Source organism: Ferroacidibacillus organovorans (assembly GCF_001642725.1).
GTDB lineage: Bacteria > Bacillota > Bacilli > Alicyclobacillales > SLC66 > Ferroacidibacillus > Ferroacidibacillus organovorans.
Genome location: NZ_LSUQ01000051.1, coordinates 1 through 18,090, shown reverse-complemented (window position 1 = coordinate 18,090; position 18,090 = coordinate 1). Strand labels below are relative to the sequence as shown.

General features: G+C 53.1%; 16 protein-coding genes and 1 pseudogene. 7 read left to right on the top strand and 10 right to left on the bottom strand.

All coding sequences use genetic code 11. The features are described 5' to 3' along the window. From AYW79_RS15915 to AYW79_RS12405, 5 genes and pseudogenes are all read left to right on the top strand, one after another. Positions 1–1,287, top strand: a pseudogene (locus AYW79_RS15915) (hypothetical protein); the annotation flags it as partial. Continuing rightward, positions 1,278–1,958: a TetR/AcrR family transcriptional regulator gene (locus AYW79_RS12420; RefSeq protein WP_067566518.1), complete on the top strand. Its 681-nt coding sequence runs from the start codon at positions 1,278–1,280 to the stop codon at positions 1,956–1,958. The pseudogene AYW79_RS15915 and the gene AYW79_RS12420, both read left to right, overlap by 10 nt. Continuing rightward, a complete protein-coding gene (locus tag AYW79_RS16180) occupies positions 1,948–2,901 on the top strand; it encodes a lytic transglycosylase domain-containing protein (protein WP_067566514.1) in 954 nt (317 codons plus the stop codon). The genes AYW79_RS12420 and AYW79_RS16180 overlap by 11 nt, the downstream gene beginning before the upstream one ends. Positions 2,902–2,967: 66 nt before the next feature. After that, complete coding sequence (locus AYW79_RS12410; RefSeq protein WP_067566511.1) at positions 2,968–4,722, top strand: ABC transporter ATP-binding protein; 1,755 nt, start codon at positions 2,968–2,970, stop codon at positions 4,720–4,722. Between the two features lie 9 nt (positions 4,723–4,731). Further along, positions 4,732–6,843 (top strand): ABC transporter ATP-binding protein, encoded by a 2,112-nt coding sequence (locus tag AYW79_RS12405; RefSeq protein WP_067566508.1) that lies wholly within the window; start codon positions 4,732–4,734, stop codon positions 6,841–6,843. Between the two features lie 48 nt (positions 6,844–6,891). On the opposite strand, the gene AYW79_RS12400 is transcribed toward AYW79_RS12405, so the two are convergent. Both AYW79_RS12400 and AYW79_RS12395 read right to left on the bottom strand, forming a co-directional pair. Beyond that, positions 6,892–7,257 carry a 2Fe-2S iron-sulfur cluster-binding protein gene (locus AYW79_RS12400; RefSeq protein ID WP_067566504.1) on the bottom strand — a complete coding sequence of 122 codons (366 nt, stop codon included), beginning with the start codon at positions 7,255–7,257 and terminating at the stop codon, positions 6,892–6,894. A 22-nt stretch (positions 7,258–7,279) separates the two neighbouring features. Further along, entirely contained in the window at positions 7,280–8,626 is a 1,347-nt protein-coding gene (locus AYW79_RS12395; RefSeq protein ID WP_067566501.1) for a hemolysin family protein, read from the bottom strand. 233 nt (positions 8,627–8,859) lie between these two features. Between AYW79_RS12395 and AYW79_RS12390 the strand changes: the two genes are divergently transcribed. Beyond that, positions 8,860–9,366, top strand: a complete 507-nt coding sequence (locus AYW79_RS12390; protein ID WP_067566498.1) for an inorganic diphosphatase — start codon at positions 8,860–8,862, stop codon at positions 9,364–9,366. A gap of 62 nt (positions 9,367–9,428) precedes the next feature. On the opposite strand, the gene AYW79_RS12385 is transcribed toward AYW79_RS12390, so the two are convergent. From AYW79_RS12385 to AYW79_RS12370, 4 genes are all read right to left on the bottom strand, one after another. Beyond that, positions 9,429–10,967, bottom strand: a complete 1,539-nt coding sequence (locus AYW79_RS12385) for a long-chain-fatty-acid--CoA ligase (protein WP_067566495.1) — start codon at positions 10,965–10,967, stop codon at positions 9,429–9,431. 70 nt (positions 10,968–11,037) lie between these two features. After that, on the bottom strand, positions 11,038–11,817 hold the full coding sequence (locus tag AYW79_RS12380; RefSeq protein ID WP_067566489.1) for an enoyl-CoA hydratase/isomerase family protein: 780 nt from the start codon (positions 11,815–11,817) through the stop codon (positions 11,038–11,040). Positions 11,818–11,872: 55 nt separating this feature from the next. Then, the gene (locus AYW79_RS12375) at positions 11,873–12,058 is read right to left on the bottom strand and encodes a hypothetical protein (protein WP_067566486.1); all 186 of its coding nucleotides are present in this window, start codon (positions 12,056–12,058) and stop codon (positions 11,873–11,875) included. A 15-nt stretch (positions 12,059–12,073) separates the two neighbouring features. Beyond that, positions 12,074–13,081, bottom strand: coding sequence for a 5-oxoprolinase subunit C family protein (locus AYW79_RS12370; protein WP_197467726.1), 1,008 nt, complete (start codon positions 13,079–13,081; stop codon positions 12,074–12,076). Positions 13,082–13,268: 187 nt separating this feature from the next. On the opposite strand from AYW79_RS12370, the gene AYW79_RS12365 reads away from it, so the two are divergent. Then, positions 13,269–13,484, top strand: a complete 216-nt coding sequence (locus AYW79_RS12365; RefSeq protein WP_067566482.1) for a hypothetical protein — start codon at positions 13,269–13,271, stop codon at positions 13,482–13,484. A 36-nt stretch (positions 13,485–13,520) separates the two neighbouring features. Here the strand turns inward: AYW79_RS12365 and AYW79_RS12360 are convergent, their stop codons facing one another. The 4 genes from AYW79_RS12360 to AYW79_RS12345 are packed head-to-tail and all read right to left on the bottom strand — an operon-like array spanning position 13,521 to position 17,873. Beyond that, positions 13,521–14,213: a sulfite oxidase-like oxidoreductase gene (locus tag AYW79_RS12360; RefSeq protein ID WP_067952875.1), complete on the bottom strand. Its 693-nt coding sequence runs from the start codon at positions 14,211–14,213 to the stop codon at positions 13,521–13,523. Between the two features lie 54 nt (positions 14,214–14,267). Beyond that, positions 14,268–16,103, bottom strand: coding sequence for an ABC transporter ATP-binding protein (locus AYW79_RS12355; protein ID WP_067566480.1), 1,836 nt, complete (start codon positions 16,101–16,103; stop codon positions 14,268–14,270). Between the two features lie 35 nt (positions 16,104–16,138). Further along, on the bottom strand, positions 16,139–17,110 hold the full coding sequence (locus AYW79_RS12350) for an NAD(P)H-dependent flavin oxidoreductase (protein ID WP_067566478.1): 972 nt from the start codon (positions 17,108–17,110) through the stop codon (positions 16,139–16,141). A gap of 19 nt (positions 17,111–17,129) precedes the next feature. Beyond that, positions 17,130–17,873: a RecB family exonuclease gene (locus tag AYW79_RS12345; RefSeq protein ID WP_179123047.1), complete on the bottom strand. Its 744-nt coding sequence runs from the start codon at positions 17,871–17,873 to the stop codon at positions 17,130–17,132. Positions 17,874–18,090: the final 217 nt, after the last annotated feature.

Below are 18,090 nucleotides of genomic sequence, written 5' to 3'. Positions count from 1 at the left end.
GTGCGTCACCTCTCCTGTAAAAAGTTGTTGGCGACGCTGCGCCCTGCCGTATCTGATCTTGCGCAAAAAATCGCCGATGAACTCGTTCGCCTCAACGAGAAAGCGCCTGACGCACTCATGTTGATCGGCGGCGGCGCAAAAACACCTTTTCTCGAAAAAGAGCTATCCGACAAACTCGGACTTCCACTCGATCGCATCCGCGTGCGCGACCGCGTCTCAATTCATCAGGCCAAAGGCTGTGTGGAAACGTTATTTGGGCCGGAATCCGTCACGCCCATCGGTATCGCGCTCACCGCTGAAAACTCGGAGATTACACCCGTCACCGTGCGCTTTGACGGCCGCAGCCACCGCCTCTTTGCCATGCGGCTCATGACCGTAGGTGACGCACTTTCCGAGTGTGGTCTCGATCTGCGACGCTTGCGGGCGCGCACAGGGAATGCGCTTGTCGTTGAAGTGAATCAAGAGATTCGCTCCATTCCTGGGACGACTGGAACGCAGGGTGTCGTGCAAAAAAATGGACTCCCGTGTCTGCTTGATGACACACTTGACGCAGGTGACACGATTAGCGTCGCCGTCGGCGAAGACGGAAAGGACGCAATCGGAACGATTGCGTCCGTGTTGACAGTAAAACCACTCTCGATAACGGTGAATGGAACCGTCCAACGCGTGTCGCCGCGAATCTTAAAGAATGATCGTGTTGCCACACTACACAGTAAACTCAGCGACCGCGACGTCATCGTGACCCAATGGCCAACGATTGGCGAGTGGATCGAGTCGATTATCGGTCGCAACGTCGTCGAGCGAATCGCTGTTGTCGTCGATGAAAAACCCCTTGAATTACAGTGGCAAACCATGCTCATTGAACCTTTTTTTTCCTGGGATGAGCCGATTGTGGAGGGACTCTCCTTCTCGCTAAAAGGCGCCGCAACCGCACCACCTACCGTCATTGACGCGCTAAAAGCCGCTTTATATCGCGCGGGGGAATGCATGACAGTGCTTGTAAACGGGATAAAGCGAGAAATTCCGATGATCGAGCGAATCCTAAGAAACGGCGCACCGTGTGAGCTGAAGGACACGCTTGAACAAGGCGACGTCATCACTACGGAAGGCCGTCTCGAAACAGGGCCCACGATGAGCACAATGGTACTCCTCCTATCCGAAACGCTTCGGGCAGGCGTGCACGGCCGTGAACGGCTGATCATGAAAATTAACGGAGAAGAAGCCGAGTTCACTTCTCCGATTGCGCAGGGCGATGAGGTGGAGGTGTACTACATTCCGTGGAATTAGATGAACCAGCGACGAATGGGAAAACGGAAGGTAGCGAAAAAAAAGAGCGCGGCCGCCAAGAGACGAGGAATAAAATTCTTCAAGCCGCCATGGATGTCTTTTCTGAAAAAGGATATAACGACACGCTCGTGGACGATATCACGCGTGAATCATCCACGTCAAAAGGCGCATTTTATTTTCATTTTCCATCCAAGAAGGCCATTTTCGAAGTGCTGCTTGACACGTTGATCGATCGCCTTCTCGCTGGCGCAAACCAGGCCATTGACACTCGACACGGCGCAGTGGAAAAAATTCGCGCGGCGCTTACGGTCGTTCTGTCTACACTGACTCGCCACGAAAAAGCGACCCGTCTATTGTTTGTAGAAGCATCCGGACTCGGGAAAACATTTGATCGACAAGTCTACGCGGCACATCGCGCGATCGCGCGATTTATTGCTTTGCACCTAACCCATGCAGTGGAAGACGGATCGATTGAACCGATCGACTGTACGTTGACGGCATATGCTTGGCTCGGAGCGATCCACGAAGTCCTTTTGATGAGATTGCTCGAAAATGAAGACCGTCCACTCTCTGATCTCGTAGACCCGCTCTGCGATCTTTTGGTAAAATCATTGCAACCAACGTCAATCTCCGCGCCTAAAGAAAGGTATGATTTTTCTGATGAACCTTGATCCAATGCGCCCGTCTTCCGTGGCAAACGCAGCTACGCCAAGCGAAGTGAGCACAAAAACACGCGGCAACACCGCTCGCCAAACACTTCCGACAAGCGGATTGACACCGTTTCAATCTGCGCTTTTGCAGACGATTGCAAATACGGAACTCTCCGGCTTGACCGCGCTCTCTCAATCTGGCAGTTTGTCAGGAACCAGCGTGACAAGCGGCTCGTCGCTTTCATCTCTGCTCGGCGGTGTGAGTGGCACATCGTCCCTTACCTCCCTGCTCGGCGGTGTGAGTGGCACGTTCAGCGGAAGTCTGCTCGGTGGGTCGTCAAGCCAACTGCTCAGCCTCCTGCTAACAAGCGCTGCAAAATCCGGCTCGACCGCCAATCTCTCAAGCCTGGCAGCCGCCATAGAGGGTGTATCCGGATTCTCTAGTGGTGTTGCACAATCCAACGCCACACTCCCATCCATGGGCGCATCATCATTCCCTCTCTCTGGGACAACCGGTGCATCGCCGGTCTCCGGCACATCCCTTGCGTCACCGTTCTCTGGTGGCAGTCCCACAGCAGCGATGACACACTACGAAGCACTAATCGCCTCACTCGCACCCCAGTATGGATTGAGTCCAAATCTCGTTTCAGCCGTCGTCAAGCAAGAGTCGAACTTTTCAGCAAATGCAACATCGCAGGCAGGCGCGATGGGCCTGATGCAATTGATGCCACAAACCGCACAATCGCTAGGCGTTACAAACCCTTACGATCCCGTTCAAAACCTGCAGGCTGGCATGTCGTATTTGAGTCAGTTGATACATCGCTACCACGGAGACATCTCCCTCGCATTAGCCGCCTATAATGCAGGACCGAGCACCGTGGATGCATTCGGCGGAATTCCCCCCTACCCGGAGACGCAGCACTATGTTTCCTCTGTCATGCAGTCGGCAAGCGCGACACCGTAATCTTTCTTGCAAGACATCGAGAGTCCATGACTCTCAACCGGTTCATTGAGTAGAAGGAGGAATTCGATGGGCCAGTTTCGCACCGTTCGCGATTTTTTATGGGCCAATCGTGGCCAATACGCATTAGGCCTTTTATGGATTATTTTCGTCGACTGTCTGCAGTTGATCATTCCAAAAATTCTCGGGTCCTTCGCACAAGATTACGCCAATGGGACGCTCAACGTTTCTCGCCTCGGCGTATACGCGGGCATTTTCTGCGCGCTCGGCTTTCTCGTTGGTTTTTCCCGCTATCGCTGGCGCATGCATATTTTCGGAACGTCGCGACGGCTTGAGTTCGAACTTCGCAACCGCCTGTTTTCGCACTTAGAGACACTCTCAACCAATTATTTCAATCAACATAAAACGGGCGACTTGATGGCGCACGCGACAAACGATGTGTACGCCGTCCGCATGGCGCTCGGATCAGGGCTCGTCATGATCGTAGACCCCTTTTTCCTCATCGTTACCACCGTCATCGTGATGCTCAACACCGTTCAAGGCAGCCTCGTATTTTTTTCCTTACTCCCGCTACCGATTCTTGCGCTCACCGTGCTCTTTTTCGGGCGTGTCATCCATCGCCGGTTCATCCTTGTGCAGGACGCATTTTCTGCGCTCACCGATCGCGTTCAAGAGAGTTTAGCCGGTGCGCGTGTCGTCAAAACGTTTGTTCAGGAACACGCGGAAGTGCAAAAATTTGTTGACGGAAATCGCAGCTATTTTGACAGACAAATGGCGTTAGCGCGTATTCAGAGCATCTATAATCCACTGATTCAGATCATCTCTTCGATCAGCTTTCTCATCGCTCTCGTCTACGGGGGCGTCTTGACGATTGATCATCGCATCACCTTAGGGCAATACATCTCTTTCACGAGCTACCTTGGGTTGCTCACGTGGCCGATTATGGCCATCGGTTGGGTGATCAACATGCTCCAGCGCGGCAGCGCATCGATGGAGCGGATCAACCGCATCTTTGACCAGCGACCAGAAATCACCGATCACGAGATGGCGGTTGAAAAGCGCGAACTCTCCGGCGAGATTGAGATTCGCAACCTCACCTACACCCATCGCGGTGCCGCCACACCGTCACTCAAGAATATTTCCATTCACATCCCGGCAGGCGGACGTATTGCGATGGTGGGACGAACGGGAAGCGGAAAAACGACCCTTGTCAATCTCCTGTTGCGCCTCTTCGATCCCCCGCCAGGAACCATTTTCCTTGATGGCACAGACATTCGCCAATTGCGTTTGCGTGACATTCGCCAGGCGATCGGCTACGTGCCGCAAGATAACTTTCTCTTCTCACAGACGATTGCTGAAAACATCGCTTTTGGCGTTGATGAGGCAAAGCAAGCGGAGATTGAAGATGCTGCGCGCATCGCAGATGTCCACGATAACATTGTCGAATTTCCCCTCAGCTACGAAACGATGCTCGGGGAGCGCGGCGTCACTCTTTCAGGCGGCCAAAAGCAGCGCGTTTCCATCGCACGGGCCCTGCTCAAAAATCCACGCATCCTCATTCTCGACGATAGTCTTTCCGCCGTCGATACGCGTACAGAAGATCGCATTCTGCGTGGACTTAACCGGGTTTTGAGTGAGCGAACCTCGATCCTGATTGCACACCGTATTTCCACCATCAAAGACGCCGATCTCATCCTCGTCCTCGATGAAGGAGCGATCGTTGAGCAAGGCACACACGAAGAATTGCTGAGCCAAAACGGAATCTATGCCGAACTCCACCGCAAGCAACAACTCGAAGATCAAATCGCCAGCGGCGATGCGTAAGGAGGTACTATGTCAAACCTACACGAAGAAGATTCGCTCGGTAAAGCGTATGATGCCCAGTTAATGAAGCGACTGATTGGATATGCGCGACCTCACCGCTACTGGGTCGCGCTGTGTGTCCTGCTCCTGCTCGTCATGACTGTGGCCAATCTGGCCAGACCTTATCTGATGAAAATTGCGATCGACAATCATATGACCGCTTTCTCACAACCCATGATGCGCGTCCCTTCAACACAGCCAAACGTTGTACTCACTGTTCACGGTTCTTCATACGCGCGCGTCCAAGATCTCCCTGCGAAAACGCCGATCTCCGCCACACTCTACGAGCTTCTTCCCGTCGGAAACCGAACAGCACTGATCGCGGCACCTGCCAAAGATTTTTATACTTCCGGTCGACTGACACCGCTTGTCGGAAATCCTACCATGAATCACAATGCTGTGCGCATCGGGCAAACGACCTTTTCGACGAGATGGATTGCCAATGCAACCCTCGCGAGCGTATACCGCTACGATCAGACCGGCATGCTCTGGCTAGGTGGAATTTATCTCGCGCTCATTCTGGTGGGTGGCGTGCTTAACTACATCCAGACGTACATCTTGCAGTGGACCGTGCAGCGCATCATTTTTCGCATTCGCACTGATATTTTCACGCACGTTCAGGGATTGTCCATCGCTTTTTTTGATCGCAATCCGGTCGGTCGTCTCGTGACGCGCGTCATGAATGACACACAAACGCTCAATGACATGTACGCGAATCTGATGGTCAATATCTTCAATGATCTCTTTCTACTCATCGGTATCATTCTCGTCATGCTGCATCTCAACGTCAAACTTGCATTGATCGCCTTCGTCGCCATCCCTTTGATCGCGATTGCATCCGTCATTTATCGACGCGTCGCACGTGAGTCCTATCGCCAAGTGCGCGTTCGCCTTGCACGCATCAATGCGATGCTCGCCGAAAATCTTTCTGGCATGCGCATCATTCAAATTTTTCATCGCGAAGTACCGATGTTCCAAAAGTTTCTCGCTATAAACCAAGACCACTTGAATGCGAGTTGGCGTGAGCTCAAGGCGAATGCCGTGTTTCGCCCGACGATGGACCTGATTGAAGACCTCACGCTCGCACTTCTCATCTGGTTTGGCGGCGGATCCGCCATATCACACGCCGTCAATTTTGGCACACTCTACGCGATCATCACCTACGTCGGCCAATTTTTTCAACCGATCAATGACATGACCGAGAAATACAACATTTTACAATCTGCCATGGCCTCATCGGAACGCATCTTTCTCCTTCTTGATACGGACGAGCGAATCACGGAAACGACATCCCCAGTCTCTCTCCCTTTCATGCGCGGAGAAATCGAGTTTGAGCACGTTTGGTTTGCCTACCAAGGCGAGGAGTGGGTGTTGCGCGACGTCAGCTTCCACGTTACACCAGGGCAAACGGTAGCGTTTGTGGGGGCGACTGGCGCTGGAAAAAGCTCGATCCTCAATCTTCTTTCGCGCCTTTATGAGATTCAAAAAGGAACCATTCGTATTGACGGAATTGACATTCGCACACTGAGTCTCGCCACACTGCGCAGTCACGTCGCCATGGTTCTTCAGGACGTCTTCTTGTTTACAGGGGATATCGCGTCAAATATTCGCCTCAACCGTGAGGATTTAAGCGATCAAACGATTGAACAAGTGCTCAAGCAAGTGAATGCTGGCCCTTTCATAGAAGCGCTGCCTTTGGGCATCCACGAACCTGTGATGGAACGCGGTGCCACCCTTTCCTACGGTCAACGTCAATTGATCGCATTCGCGCGCGCGCTGGCGTTTGATCCGCGCATCCTTGTGCTCGATGAAGCCACAGCGAATATCGACACAGAAACAGAGATGGTGATTCAAGACGCGCTGACACACTTGATGGCCCATCGCACAACGCTCGTCGTCGCTCATCGATTGTCCACCATTCAGCATGCCGACCAAATCATCGTCCTACACAAAGGAAAAATCCGAGAGCGCGGAACACACCAACACTTGCTGCAAACAGGCGGCCTCTATCAAACCTTATACGAGCTTCAGTACAAAGATCAGTTGAAAGACAGCGCGTCCGAACTCGTACATGAAGCCTAGGATTGCACCTAAAAACCCCCACGACCTAAGTAAAGGCCGTGGGGGTTTTTAATCTGTCATATTCGCCTTATCTGTTTCGCGCATAGCAGCGAGTAACTCACGCACTACGCGACGCAGGGGATCTTCTGGAACCTGAACCGTCGCCGGTCCCGTCAATTGGCACTGGCAGGCGAGGCGATACCCCATTCCCAACTGTGCCTCTGCGAGATGACGGTGTTCGAGAAGATTCGGCGGCTCAAGTGTTGTCTTGCTGTCAACAATCACTTTGCACGTTCCACAGGAACCGTGACCACCGCATTTGTGAGAAAGGGTAACCTTGCCAAGCAGCGCAGCGTCCAAGATGGTGCTTCCCCGTTCGATCGCAATCTCGGTGCGCTGCGGTTGAAAGCGAATCGCAACCTTGTCATTCTTCACTCATACCACTCCATAGCCGCTGTCATGTCTCGTCTGCACTCGGGCGTTCAGCCATGTCAGGTGGATAGACGTGTACGCGCGTCACGCGAAGATTATCAATTTCGGAAACCACAAACCGCGCGCCTTCATGATAAACCTCAAGCCCCACACGAAGCGGTGCCGTCAATTGAGAATAGACAAACCCGCCCACCGTATCCACTTCTTCGTCCGACAGTTCAAAGCCAAACAGTTCATTGACTTCTTCAATGAGCATGCGCGCGTCGATTGAAAAATAGCCCTCCAATTCTTCAATTGGCGGCCGTTCTTCATCAAATTCGTCCTGAATTTCACCGACCAATTCTTCAATAATGTCTTCGAGTGAAACCATTCCCGCCGTTCCGCCGTATTCATCAATGACGATTGCGAGTCCCGAGCGCTCACGCTGAAGCACCTTGAGCACTTCGTCGATTCCCATTGCTTCTGGCACCATGACGCCTTTTCTCGCCAAACGGCGAACAGGTTCAGGTGAGTCCATTCCGTGAGCCAGTGCAAATTTGAAAAGATCCTTACTATGAATGATACCAACTACGTGATCTTTATCATCTTCACAGAGTGGAAAACGGGTGTGTCGATCATTTTTCACCACTTCGAGGCACTCATGTAGCGATTGATCCGTAAAGAGGCTGACCATATCCGTTCGCGGTACCATGATTTCACGAGCGACGCGATCAGCGAATGAAAACACATTGTTAAACAGTTCGCGCTCTGTCTCATCGATGACACCACTCTCGTGGCTCTGCGTTACGAGCATCCGCAATTCTTCTTCAGAGTGTGCCAATTCTGCATTCGAGATCGCGCGCACCCGTGCCATTCGCACGACGCCTGAAGCTGTTCGATTTAACAGCCAGATCGCAGGGAACATGACGCGGTAAAAAGCTTTGAGCGGCATTGCCGCAAGCATGAGCCACGTCTCCGGACGAGAAATTGCGAGATTTTTTGGCGCGAGTTCACCAAACACAATCTGGAGGAAGGTAATCAGCGCGAATGCGATAATACCTGAGACGACAAAAACCGTTCCACTCCGCGAGAGCGAAAACACCTTGATCTGAAGCAAAAAATCTCCTACGATCGGCGATAGGGCGCGCTGCGATGCCCAACCGAGCGCGAGCGACGCGAGTGTAATGCCTAACTGCGTAGCTGATAAGTATCCATCGATCTGTTGAATGATATCCATGGCGTGACGCGCGAGTCGATTGCCTTGCTGCACGTATTGTTCAATTCGCGTTTTGCGAGAGCGAACAATGGCAAACTCAACGGAGACAAAAAAACCGTTTACTCCGATTAAAAACACAGATAAAACCAGATCAAATAAATTTGTGGAATGACCCACCGTCTCCTCACACCTCGGATGCCCTGTCAAAATCGGACATGCGAGGGGGGAATTCACCTCCAAACGAGTGCACCGGTTTCACAGAACCCTGCGCGAGCAAGATCTATGATCCCTAGGATGCCAGTATTATATCACAGCATCGCGTCAATCGTCATAATCAGCACAGTTTTATCGCTTTGCCCTCCCCTTGTAGATTACGTATAATGAATACCGTGTTCACCAATATGTAAACCATGTCAGGAGGGCTTTTGTTGTCAGACGCATTCATTCTTGATGCACACATTGAGATTCCCGCAGGGAGTCAAAATAAATACGAGTTCGACAAAGAAGCAGGCGTGTATCGACTCGATCGCGTGCTCTACTCCCCTTTTCACTACCCGACCGAGTACGGATATCTCGAAAATACGCTCGCAGAAGACGGCGATCCTCTCGATATCCTCGTCCTCACGACCTTGCCGACATTTCCCGGTTGCGTCATCGAGTCGCGGGTAATTGGCGTCTTGCTCATGTCGGATGACAAAGGCCAGGACGAAAAACTGCTTGGCGTACCAACAAAAGATCCGCGTTTTAAAGATGTCCATACACTGGATGACATCCCTGCGCACAAGCTAAAAGAAATCGCTCACTTCTTCCAAGTATACAAAGACCTCGAAAACAAAGTGACGAAAATTGAAGGCTGGCAAGGATCAAAAGAGGCCAAACGCATCTATGATGAGTCTGTGACTCGCTATAAAGGATAGTCATTCAACAGGGTGCCGTGAAGACGGCACCCTGTCGTTTGTGATCAGTTGGGGTCGTGACGCTAGGCAAACTGTCGCAGATCACGGCGCATAATTTTTCCCACCGTGTTCTTTGGAAGTTCTTTAATAAACACCACGCGCGCCGGTTGTTTGTACTTGGCGAGATGCGCCGCACAAAATACTTTTACATCTTCCTGACTCAAAGTATCACTGCCAGGTACGACAAATGCAATAGGAACCTCCCCATACGCATCGTCAGGAACACCGATCACCGCCGCTTCCCTCACGCCTTCACAGCGATAGAGCACCTCTTCGATCTCGCGCGGATACACGTTAAACCCACCGACAATGATCATGTCTTTTTTTCGGTCGACCAGATAAAAATAGCCGTCTTCATCAACTCTTGCCATATCTCCTGTGTGCAGCCACCCACCGCGCAGTGCCTGCGCCGTCGCATCTGGCAAGTGCCAATACCCTTTCATCACATTGGGGCCGCGCATCACCAATTCGCCGACTTCGTCTACGTCCACCTCACGGTCAAACTCATCCACGACTTTTTGCTCAATTCCGGGCAACGTCACGCCGATCGAGCCAACCTTTCGCGGTCGACCATCGATGGGAGCGAATGCGCTTACAGGGGATGCCTCAGATAACCCGTACCCCTCCAGCACAGTGACCCCCATGCGCGCTTCAAACGCTGAGAGCAGTGCCACCGGCATTGCTGCGCCTCCAGAGATGCAGTAGCGCAGTGTGGAAAAGTCGACTTCACGTGACTGACTCGCCTGCAGCAAGAAGTTATACATCGTGGGAACGCCTGCAAAAATTGTGGCGTGCCGCGCAGGGATGAGTTCGATCAGTTCTGTGGGACTAAAGTGGGGGAGGATAATCATTTCGGCGCCGCGGTAAATCGCCGCATTCACGCACACCGTCAGACAAAAGACGTGGAACATCGGTAGAACAGTGAGAATGCGGTCATTCGCCGTATACTTTAGATAATCACCGATCATCATCGCATTGGACGCAAGGTTGGCGTGAGTGAGCATCGCCCCTTTAGGCTTACCCGTCGTTCCACTCGTATAGAGAATGACCGCAAGGTCATCCGGATCGCGCGCGATTCCTTCGATCTCTTGCGTGAAAGAACGATCATCTTCAACTTGATGGCGAAGCAGTGAAAGATAACGATGGATTCTGTCCGCCTCTGCATGTGCGCCGTCACCCACCATAATGAGTTTTACGTCGGGCGCTTCCGACAGAATAGCAGGAGCGAGTGGCGCCATTTGCGCGGGTGCCGCGATGCATCCGACAGAACTGTCACGGATCATATACAACAGTTCAGACGGCGTATAGAGTGGATTCATGGGGACACAGTACATGCCAATGCGCAGCGCTGCGTGATAGAGCGTTAAAAAGGCGTCCGAGTTTGGCAAGATGAGCGCCATGCCTTCACCTTTTTTAAAACCGAGCCGCAAAAGAGAAACAGCGACATCCTGCACCTCCCGGTCAAACGTTCGGTAGTCTATGCGACGATCCTGAAAGGTGTAGGCGATCGCGTCTGCAGCGCGTGCTACGCTATCCTTTAGGTGCTGATCGAGGTGTTCCATCTTATAAAAATCCCCTCTCCAGTCTTCCATCTCACCCGTAAGTAAAAAAAGATCACAACACAAAGATGAGTTATTGATGTCTCACGCGGGGGCTTCGCTTTTCGAGAAACGCTTCGATCCCTTCTCGGCTGTCTTGCGTTTGAAAAATCTGATCAAAACGTTCTGCTTCCCGCTTTAATCCGGCCGCTAAGGGAAGTTCGATCCCTTCTCGAACGGCCGCTTTGATCGCCGCGAGGGCAGGGAGACTGTGCTTGGCCAATTGCCCAGCCCACGAAAGCGCCTCGTCCCGAGAAGAACCTGTCGCGATGCGATTGACAATCCCGAGTTCATAAGCGCGCTGAGCAGAAATCGGCTCACCGCTCATCATGAGTTCCATCGCGCGCGCGGTCCCAATCAAACGCGGGAGTCGCTGTGTTCCGCCGCCGCCTGGAAAGATCCCAAGTTTAATCTCTGGCAGCCCGAGCATCGTTTTCTCATCGCACACGCGAAAATCGCACGCGAGCGCGAGCTCTAGCCCGCCGCCTAACACAAACCCGAATAATGCCGCGACCACCGGTTTCCCGCACGCTTCAATCTCCGCCATCACCTCATGCAATTGAAGTGCATACGCATACGCCTGACCCGGATGGCCAAGCGCATCTGGAAACTCTTTAATATTTGCGCCAGCCATGAATGCCCTTTCGCCAGAACCCGTAAGGACGACAGCCTGCACGCTTTGGTCTGCCGCAAGCGCCTCAAACGCTTCTTTTAATCCCTCGCCAACCGCGCGACTCATAACGTTCATCGGTGGGTTGTTGACTTCCACCGTCGCGACGCCATCCTGCTTTAGAAGTGTGACAAACGTATTCACGAATCTCTCCCCTTCTTGACTGAACGGTCAGTCAATCCTAGTGTATCACAAACTGTCAATGATTCTTCTTGTATTTATGAAAGAGAAAACGAACAAATGCAACAAGACATAGCGCGATGGCCACTCCGTCAAAAACATGCTCTGTCGTTCGCAAATGAAGACTGCTTCCCGCGATGCGACCCAATTCTGCGATTAATATTGCTATCGAAACAAACATCCACGGCTTTGCGTTTCGCTCCATGTGTCACCCCCAGGTTCACTCAATAATGTGATTTTTCACACGCCTCATCCACGCGCGCCGCGCCCTCTCAAACGCAGCAATCTCCCCTTCTACGTCACCGTATTCAAATGTGACACCACACCCTGGCCATAGTCGCCCAACTTTGTATTGATCAGCTCGTCTGATCACACCAAAACGCGCGTAACCACCAACCGTCTGTCGATCAGGACCGAGCAGAATCGGTGAACCAGACGCAGGCCACTGCACGAGTCCACGAACCGTTGGAGAGGACGTCTTTCGCGCAACCGCGTGTGCGCGCATTGTTTCTGGCGCGAGCAGGCGAAGCGCGCGGCGATCCGCTTGCTGAACATGAAAGGGGCCAAACGCGTCCAATGACAGCTCGTCTCGCAGCGTTACAAATTCGCCGACTGGAGAAAAACGCAAGGTTTGCTGGCGCGGATACGCTAACCAAACAGATGCCGCGGAAGCGTTTAGTCGCGTTCGAACACGTGTGCGAATTCCTGTGGGCGACGAAACTTCTAAGTTAATATGATCTCCCGCGCGAACCCGTCGTCCAGCAAGCCCCGGGAAGTCCCCAAAAGGGCAGTAGCCTCGACTGCCGAGAACGATCGCTTCGCGAAGCTCAGCGTCGCACGTGATATACGTAACCACACCACGAACAGCCGCAGAGAGTGTGAGCGTGTCACCCGCTTCAAGCGAGAGTACTAAAGCGACACCCACCATGTCTTGATGGAGATGCACCTCCACAGACTCAACCTGACTGACACATTCGCGATTGAGATAAACGGCGCGCGGGGCGCCGGCGACAGCCACCGTACACGGGTTTTCCGCGATAAGTGAAAATGCGGCAGGCCCGATCTCAAGCCACCACGGGGTGTGCGGCGCGCGGGTTCCTAGTAGCGCATACGCCAACTCTGCTGACATGTCATCGAGCGGGCCCCCTTCAGGAATCCCGTCTTTGAGATATCCTACCCGCCCTGCGTCAACCAAATAAGTGATTCCCGCTTCATGAATCATCAACATCATTAAACCACGCAATCTGCCCAAACACTGTTTTTGAAAAGCGCCACAACGCTTATTTTATCGATCTTGCGACACAGAAGCGAGAGATTACCCCCGCTCCCCTATGCTATACTTGTCTCGCAACTCCACGTATCTGTTTCGATCCGTCACTTCAGACGACTTGTTTTCTATGTGAGGAGGAGCTTTTATGGCTGGCGCAAAAGACCACGCGGTACAGTGTAACCATTGTGGAAGTACAAACTTTAAAGAAGAAAAGATCGTCGCGCTTGACGCGAGCGTGATGATCACAAAAGGCATGAAGGTTCCTGCTCAAACCGTCTCCGTATCCTATCAGTACACGTGCACCCAGTGCCAAACACTGCTCGATGAATCGTTTGAAGGTGGGCATCTAAAAGTGAAATAGGGTGCGACTTTTGCACCCTATTTACACCTATTCACCTTAGAGCGATAAAACCTCGCGGCGTTTTTGCTCGATCTCTTTCCTCCACTGTTCGTAAGCGGCCGGATCGTCACTCCCAAACCATAATGGATCGTCGCGAAACCGCTGACCGTCCGGGTTTTGTTCGTCAGTCACCCACGGATCCCCCAACATGTGGTAGCCGCGCTCTTCCCAAAAACCAGCCCGATCATTCTCCGTAAATTCTAACCCGCGCACCCACTTTGCACTTTTCCAAAAATACAGGTGCGGAACCATCAAGCGCAACGGATATCCGTGCTCTGGCGTGAGTGGCGCACCGTCGTGCTTTAGCGCAAGCATCACACCTGGTTTCATCAATTCCTCAAGCGGAAGATTCGTTGTAAAACCTTGTTCACAGTGGGCTGTGACAAAACGGGCGCGCTGATTCGGCTTGACACGTTCAAGAATCGCCGCAAGTGAAACGCCTTCCCATACGTTGTCATAACGCGACCACGTGGTAACACAGTGAATGTCACACCGATAGGTCACGCGCGGAAGCTCCATCACCTCTTCAAACCGAAAGCGGCATTCCTGTTCAATCTCGCCAAAAAGGTGTAAATCCCACGTCTTTGCGTCAAAGCGAGGTACCGTCCCGGCGTGAAGCACAGGCCATTTCGTCGTTAAATATTGCCCTTCAGGCAAACGTCTTTTCCCGCGCAAATCCTGGCTATCCAAAGTCTGTCACTCCTTTTCTATCCTCACCTGATCTATTCTTGCTGATTTTCCGAATTAGGCAATCGTCACAGAAGCGGGGAGGTCCCGATCAGACGCATCAAGCACCGCGCGTTCGAATTGCTCGCGATAGAGATTCGCGTAGAGCCCTTCTTTTCGCAACAACGCTTCGTGCGTTCCCTCTTCCACCACAGTCCCACGCGCGATGACATAGATGCGATCTGCATCAACGATCGTGCTCAACCGATGCGCAATCACAATCGATGTACGGCCTTTGAGAAGAACGGCGAGTGCATCCTGCACCGCGCGCTCCGACGCAGAATCGAGCGCAGAGGTCGCCTCATCCAGCAATACGATGCGCGGATCCTTCAAGATCATTCGGGCAATCGCGATACGCTGCTTTTCCCCGCCTGAGAGTTTATGTCCGCGCTCCCCGACCAGCGTATCGTATCCATCAGGCAAGTCCGCAATCATCTCGTGAATGGCTGCCGCCTGCGCCGCGCGCACGAGTTCCTCATCCGTCGCGTCAGGTTTTGCAAAACGTAGATTCTCCGCAAGGGTCGCGTGAAACAGATACGTCTCCTGCGTGACCACACCGATCGTTTTGGCGAGACTCAAAAGCGTGAGATCACGCAGGTCAACGCCATCGATGCGCACCGCGCCTGTCTGCGGATCATAGAGGCGTGCGACGAGACTGCTCACGGTCGTTTTCCCGGCGCCACTCGGTCCGACCAGCGCGATCATTTCACCTGGTTCTGCCACGAGCGAGAGATGCGAGAGGATGGGGCGATTCTGATCGTAGGAAAAGGATACATCTGTGAACTCGACGTGTCCGATCGGTTGTTCGAGTTGGACTGCGTTCGGTTTGTCTGCGATCTCTGGCTGCTCGTCAAAGTACTCAAACAATCTGCCAAACAGGGCGACACTGCCATACACATTCACCCCGAGATTGGCGAGCGATGCGATGGGTCCAAAGAGGCGCGTCAGAAAAACTGTAAACGCGACGAGTGTTCCGATCGAGGGGGGACGACCAAACAGCGTGTGACCGCCCACAAAGTAGATGAGCGCAGGGCCTGCCGATGTGATGATCGAGATGCTCATAAAAAACCATCGTCCGATGAGCGCTTGGCGCATTTGAAGATGTTTGACGGATTGACTCATACCCGAGAAAGTTTCGGTTTGTTCTGCTTGGCGACCAAACACTTTGATAAGCAGCGCACCACTCTGCGAGAGCGTTTCGCTGAGATGAGCAGATAAATCGCCGATTCGCTCCTGCGTCGCTTTGCGCACGCGAAAGGTTGCTTTGCCCACCTGGCGTGTCGGTAGGATGAACAGCGGAAGAAAAATGATCGAAAAGGTCGCCAGTTCCGCATTCAACGCATACATCGTAATGATCGTCGCCGTGACAGTCAACAGGTTGTTGATCGTTGATCCGTACGTGTCCGTCACGACACTCTGGAGTTGCTGCACGTCATTCGTCATGCGCGAGAGAAGCTCACCCGTCTTCGTCTTGCTGTAAAATGACATGGACAAGCGGTGCAGGTGTCGATAAAGTGATACGCGCAGATCATTCATGACAGACTGGCCAATCAAGCTGGTGATGTACGTCTGCAACACGCCAAGCAACCCTCCGCCAACGACAAGCGCGAGCATCATCAGAACATACTGGTCGAGCAAATCGGTGCGATGTTGCGGCAGGGCGCGATCGACGATCAATCGAATCATCACCGGTTGCAATGCGCCAACCACCGCGCCACACGCAGTGACGAGAACGACGAGCGCAAGCAAGAGCCGATACGGCTTAAAATATCCCCCAATTCGCTTCCAAGGAACAGCGGAAAGTGGAACGCGCTTGGAACGTTCGTCGGCTGCAAAGGGAGTCATGAAACGCATACCATCACGCCTCTACGTAGGTGATCAAGAATTCTTCAATGAAGCAGCGTGTCCAAACTGCGGATTCTCCTCGTCGCTTCCCGCATCTCGCCAGTCAATCGCTGAAACAATTCATCTACACTCGGCGCATCGTGAATGAGTGACACGCCTTGCCCACAATTGACATACCCTTCTTCAAGCGTGCCGCCGATCGCCGCCACGCGGTTTTTTTCGCCGCGCACCAGCGCGTAGACTTCGCTTTCAGAAGGGTTCCGCTTTTCCAACTCCAGAATGTCATCCACATGCTCCGATTGCAACACCCGCGTCACGCGCCCGCGGCTTCGCTCGATGATCCGCGTATCATCAGCCGATCTTCTCATCAGTTCCGCTTTGTAGTTCTCGTGCGCTTCGCACTCTTTCGTTGCGACAAAGCGCGTCCCCATCTGCACCCCACTCGCGCCAAGAGCGAATGCGGCGACAATCCCATCGCCAGTGGCGATGCCGCCTGCCGCGAGAATAGGAACCTGTACTGCGCGCGCGACAGCCGGAATCAGCGCCATCGTCGTCCACTCTCCCGGTCCGTTGTGACCGCCTGCCTCATAGCCTTCTGCGACAAGCAGATCGGCGCCCGCCGCCTCCGCCTTTTGCGCCTGCAGTGGTGTCGACACAAGTGCAATCACAGTGAGCCCCGCCCGCTTCAAGCGGTCAATATAGGGCCGCGGATTGCCCGCCGATAGACTGACTGCGCGAAGGCGCTGCGCATTTGAAAGAATCACCTCAACGTACGCTTCGCGGTCGCTGTGCTCACTCAGCGGAAGATTGACGCCAAACGGCGCGCCTGCCGCTTCCTTTGCTGCCTTCTCGATCTCATCGAGCATCTGCTCTGGTGTTCGTCCGGCGCTGCCCACTTGCCCAAAGCCGCCCGCGCGCGAGATCGCACCCGCGAGCACACCATTACCAACATACGCAAGACCGCCTTGCACGATAGGTAACCGACATCCAAGCAGCGATATCACACGATTGTCCATCCATCCACCCCTCCAGGGATTATCCCGCGCGATGATGCTGTAAAAATGTGTCACACTCACTTCGAAACGGGCAGTATGCGGAACAAAACGCACGCGAATACTTCGCGTCAAAGCGCTCCATCTCAATCTCATGCCACTTTTCTCTCACCCACGCGCGAACCTCCGCGCGATCTTCCTCAGCAATGTCAACCCATGCGCGATTCCCCTGTACGACAAAGTCAAAGTATCCGCTGTCAGCAGGCGTCCCGTACTCGGATTCACACGCGATGGAGTAGACGACCAGTTGTCGGCGTTTTTTTCGGTCACCGCCAGAGAATGCCTTTCCCGTCTTCAAATCGGCGACGAGATACCCGTGATCTTCAGAATAGATGAGACGATCGATAAACCCTTTGAGAGGGGGCACCCCAGTCGATGTCTCAATCAGAAACTCCTTTTCCGATGCCACCACATCCTTGACAAGATAGCGGCTAAAGCGCTGAATCGCCGCGAGCCCTTTCTTGTAAAACTGGACCGCCGCGTCGCGATCAGGAAAAAGCGATACGAGTTTGGGGAAGTCTACATCATATCGTTTTTTCAACACTTCATAAGAATCATGACCTGCAGAATTCGCGTGTTGTTCATAGAGACTGTGCAATAGTGTGCCAAACTTCGCGTGGTGCAGCGGTACCGGATCGACCGGGCTTCGCTTCTCGACATACTCAAAGTAAAAGCGCAGTCCGCACGTCTCAAGCAAGGATAAGCGGCTGAATGAAAGATATTCCATGGATTTCCTATACTCCCCACCTGACAAACTTTCTAGTAGGATCATACCATGTGCGCGTTTCCCAGGATAGAAGACACCCGCTGACGCACCCGCGCGCTCCGAGTACGCGCGGACATTAAAAAGCACGGCGTCACCCGATTCTCTCGAATCGAGCACCGCCGTGTCACACTACGCTGCGTACCTACCCGTTACGTAAGACCTCAGCACTTGCTATAGC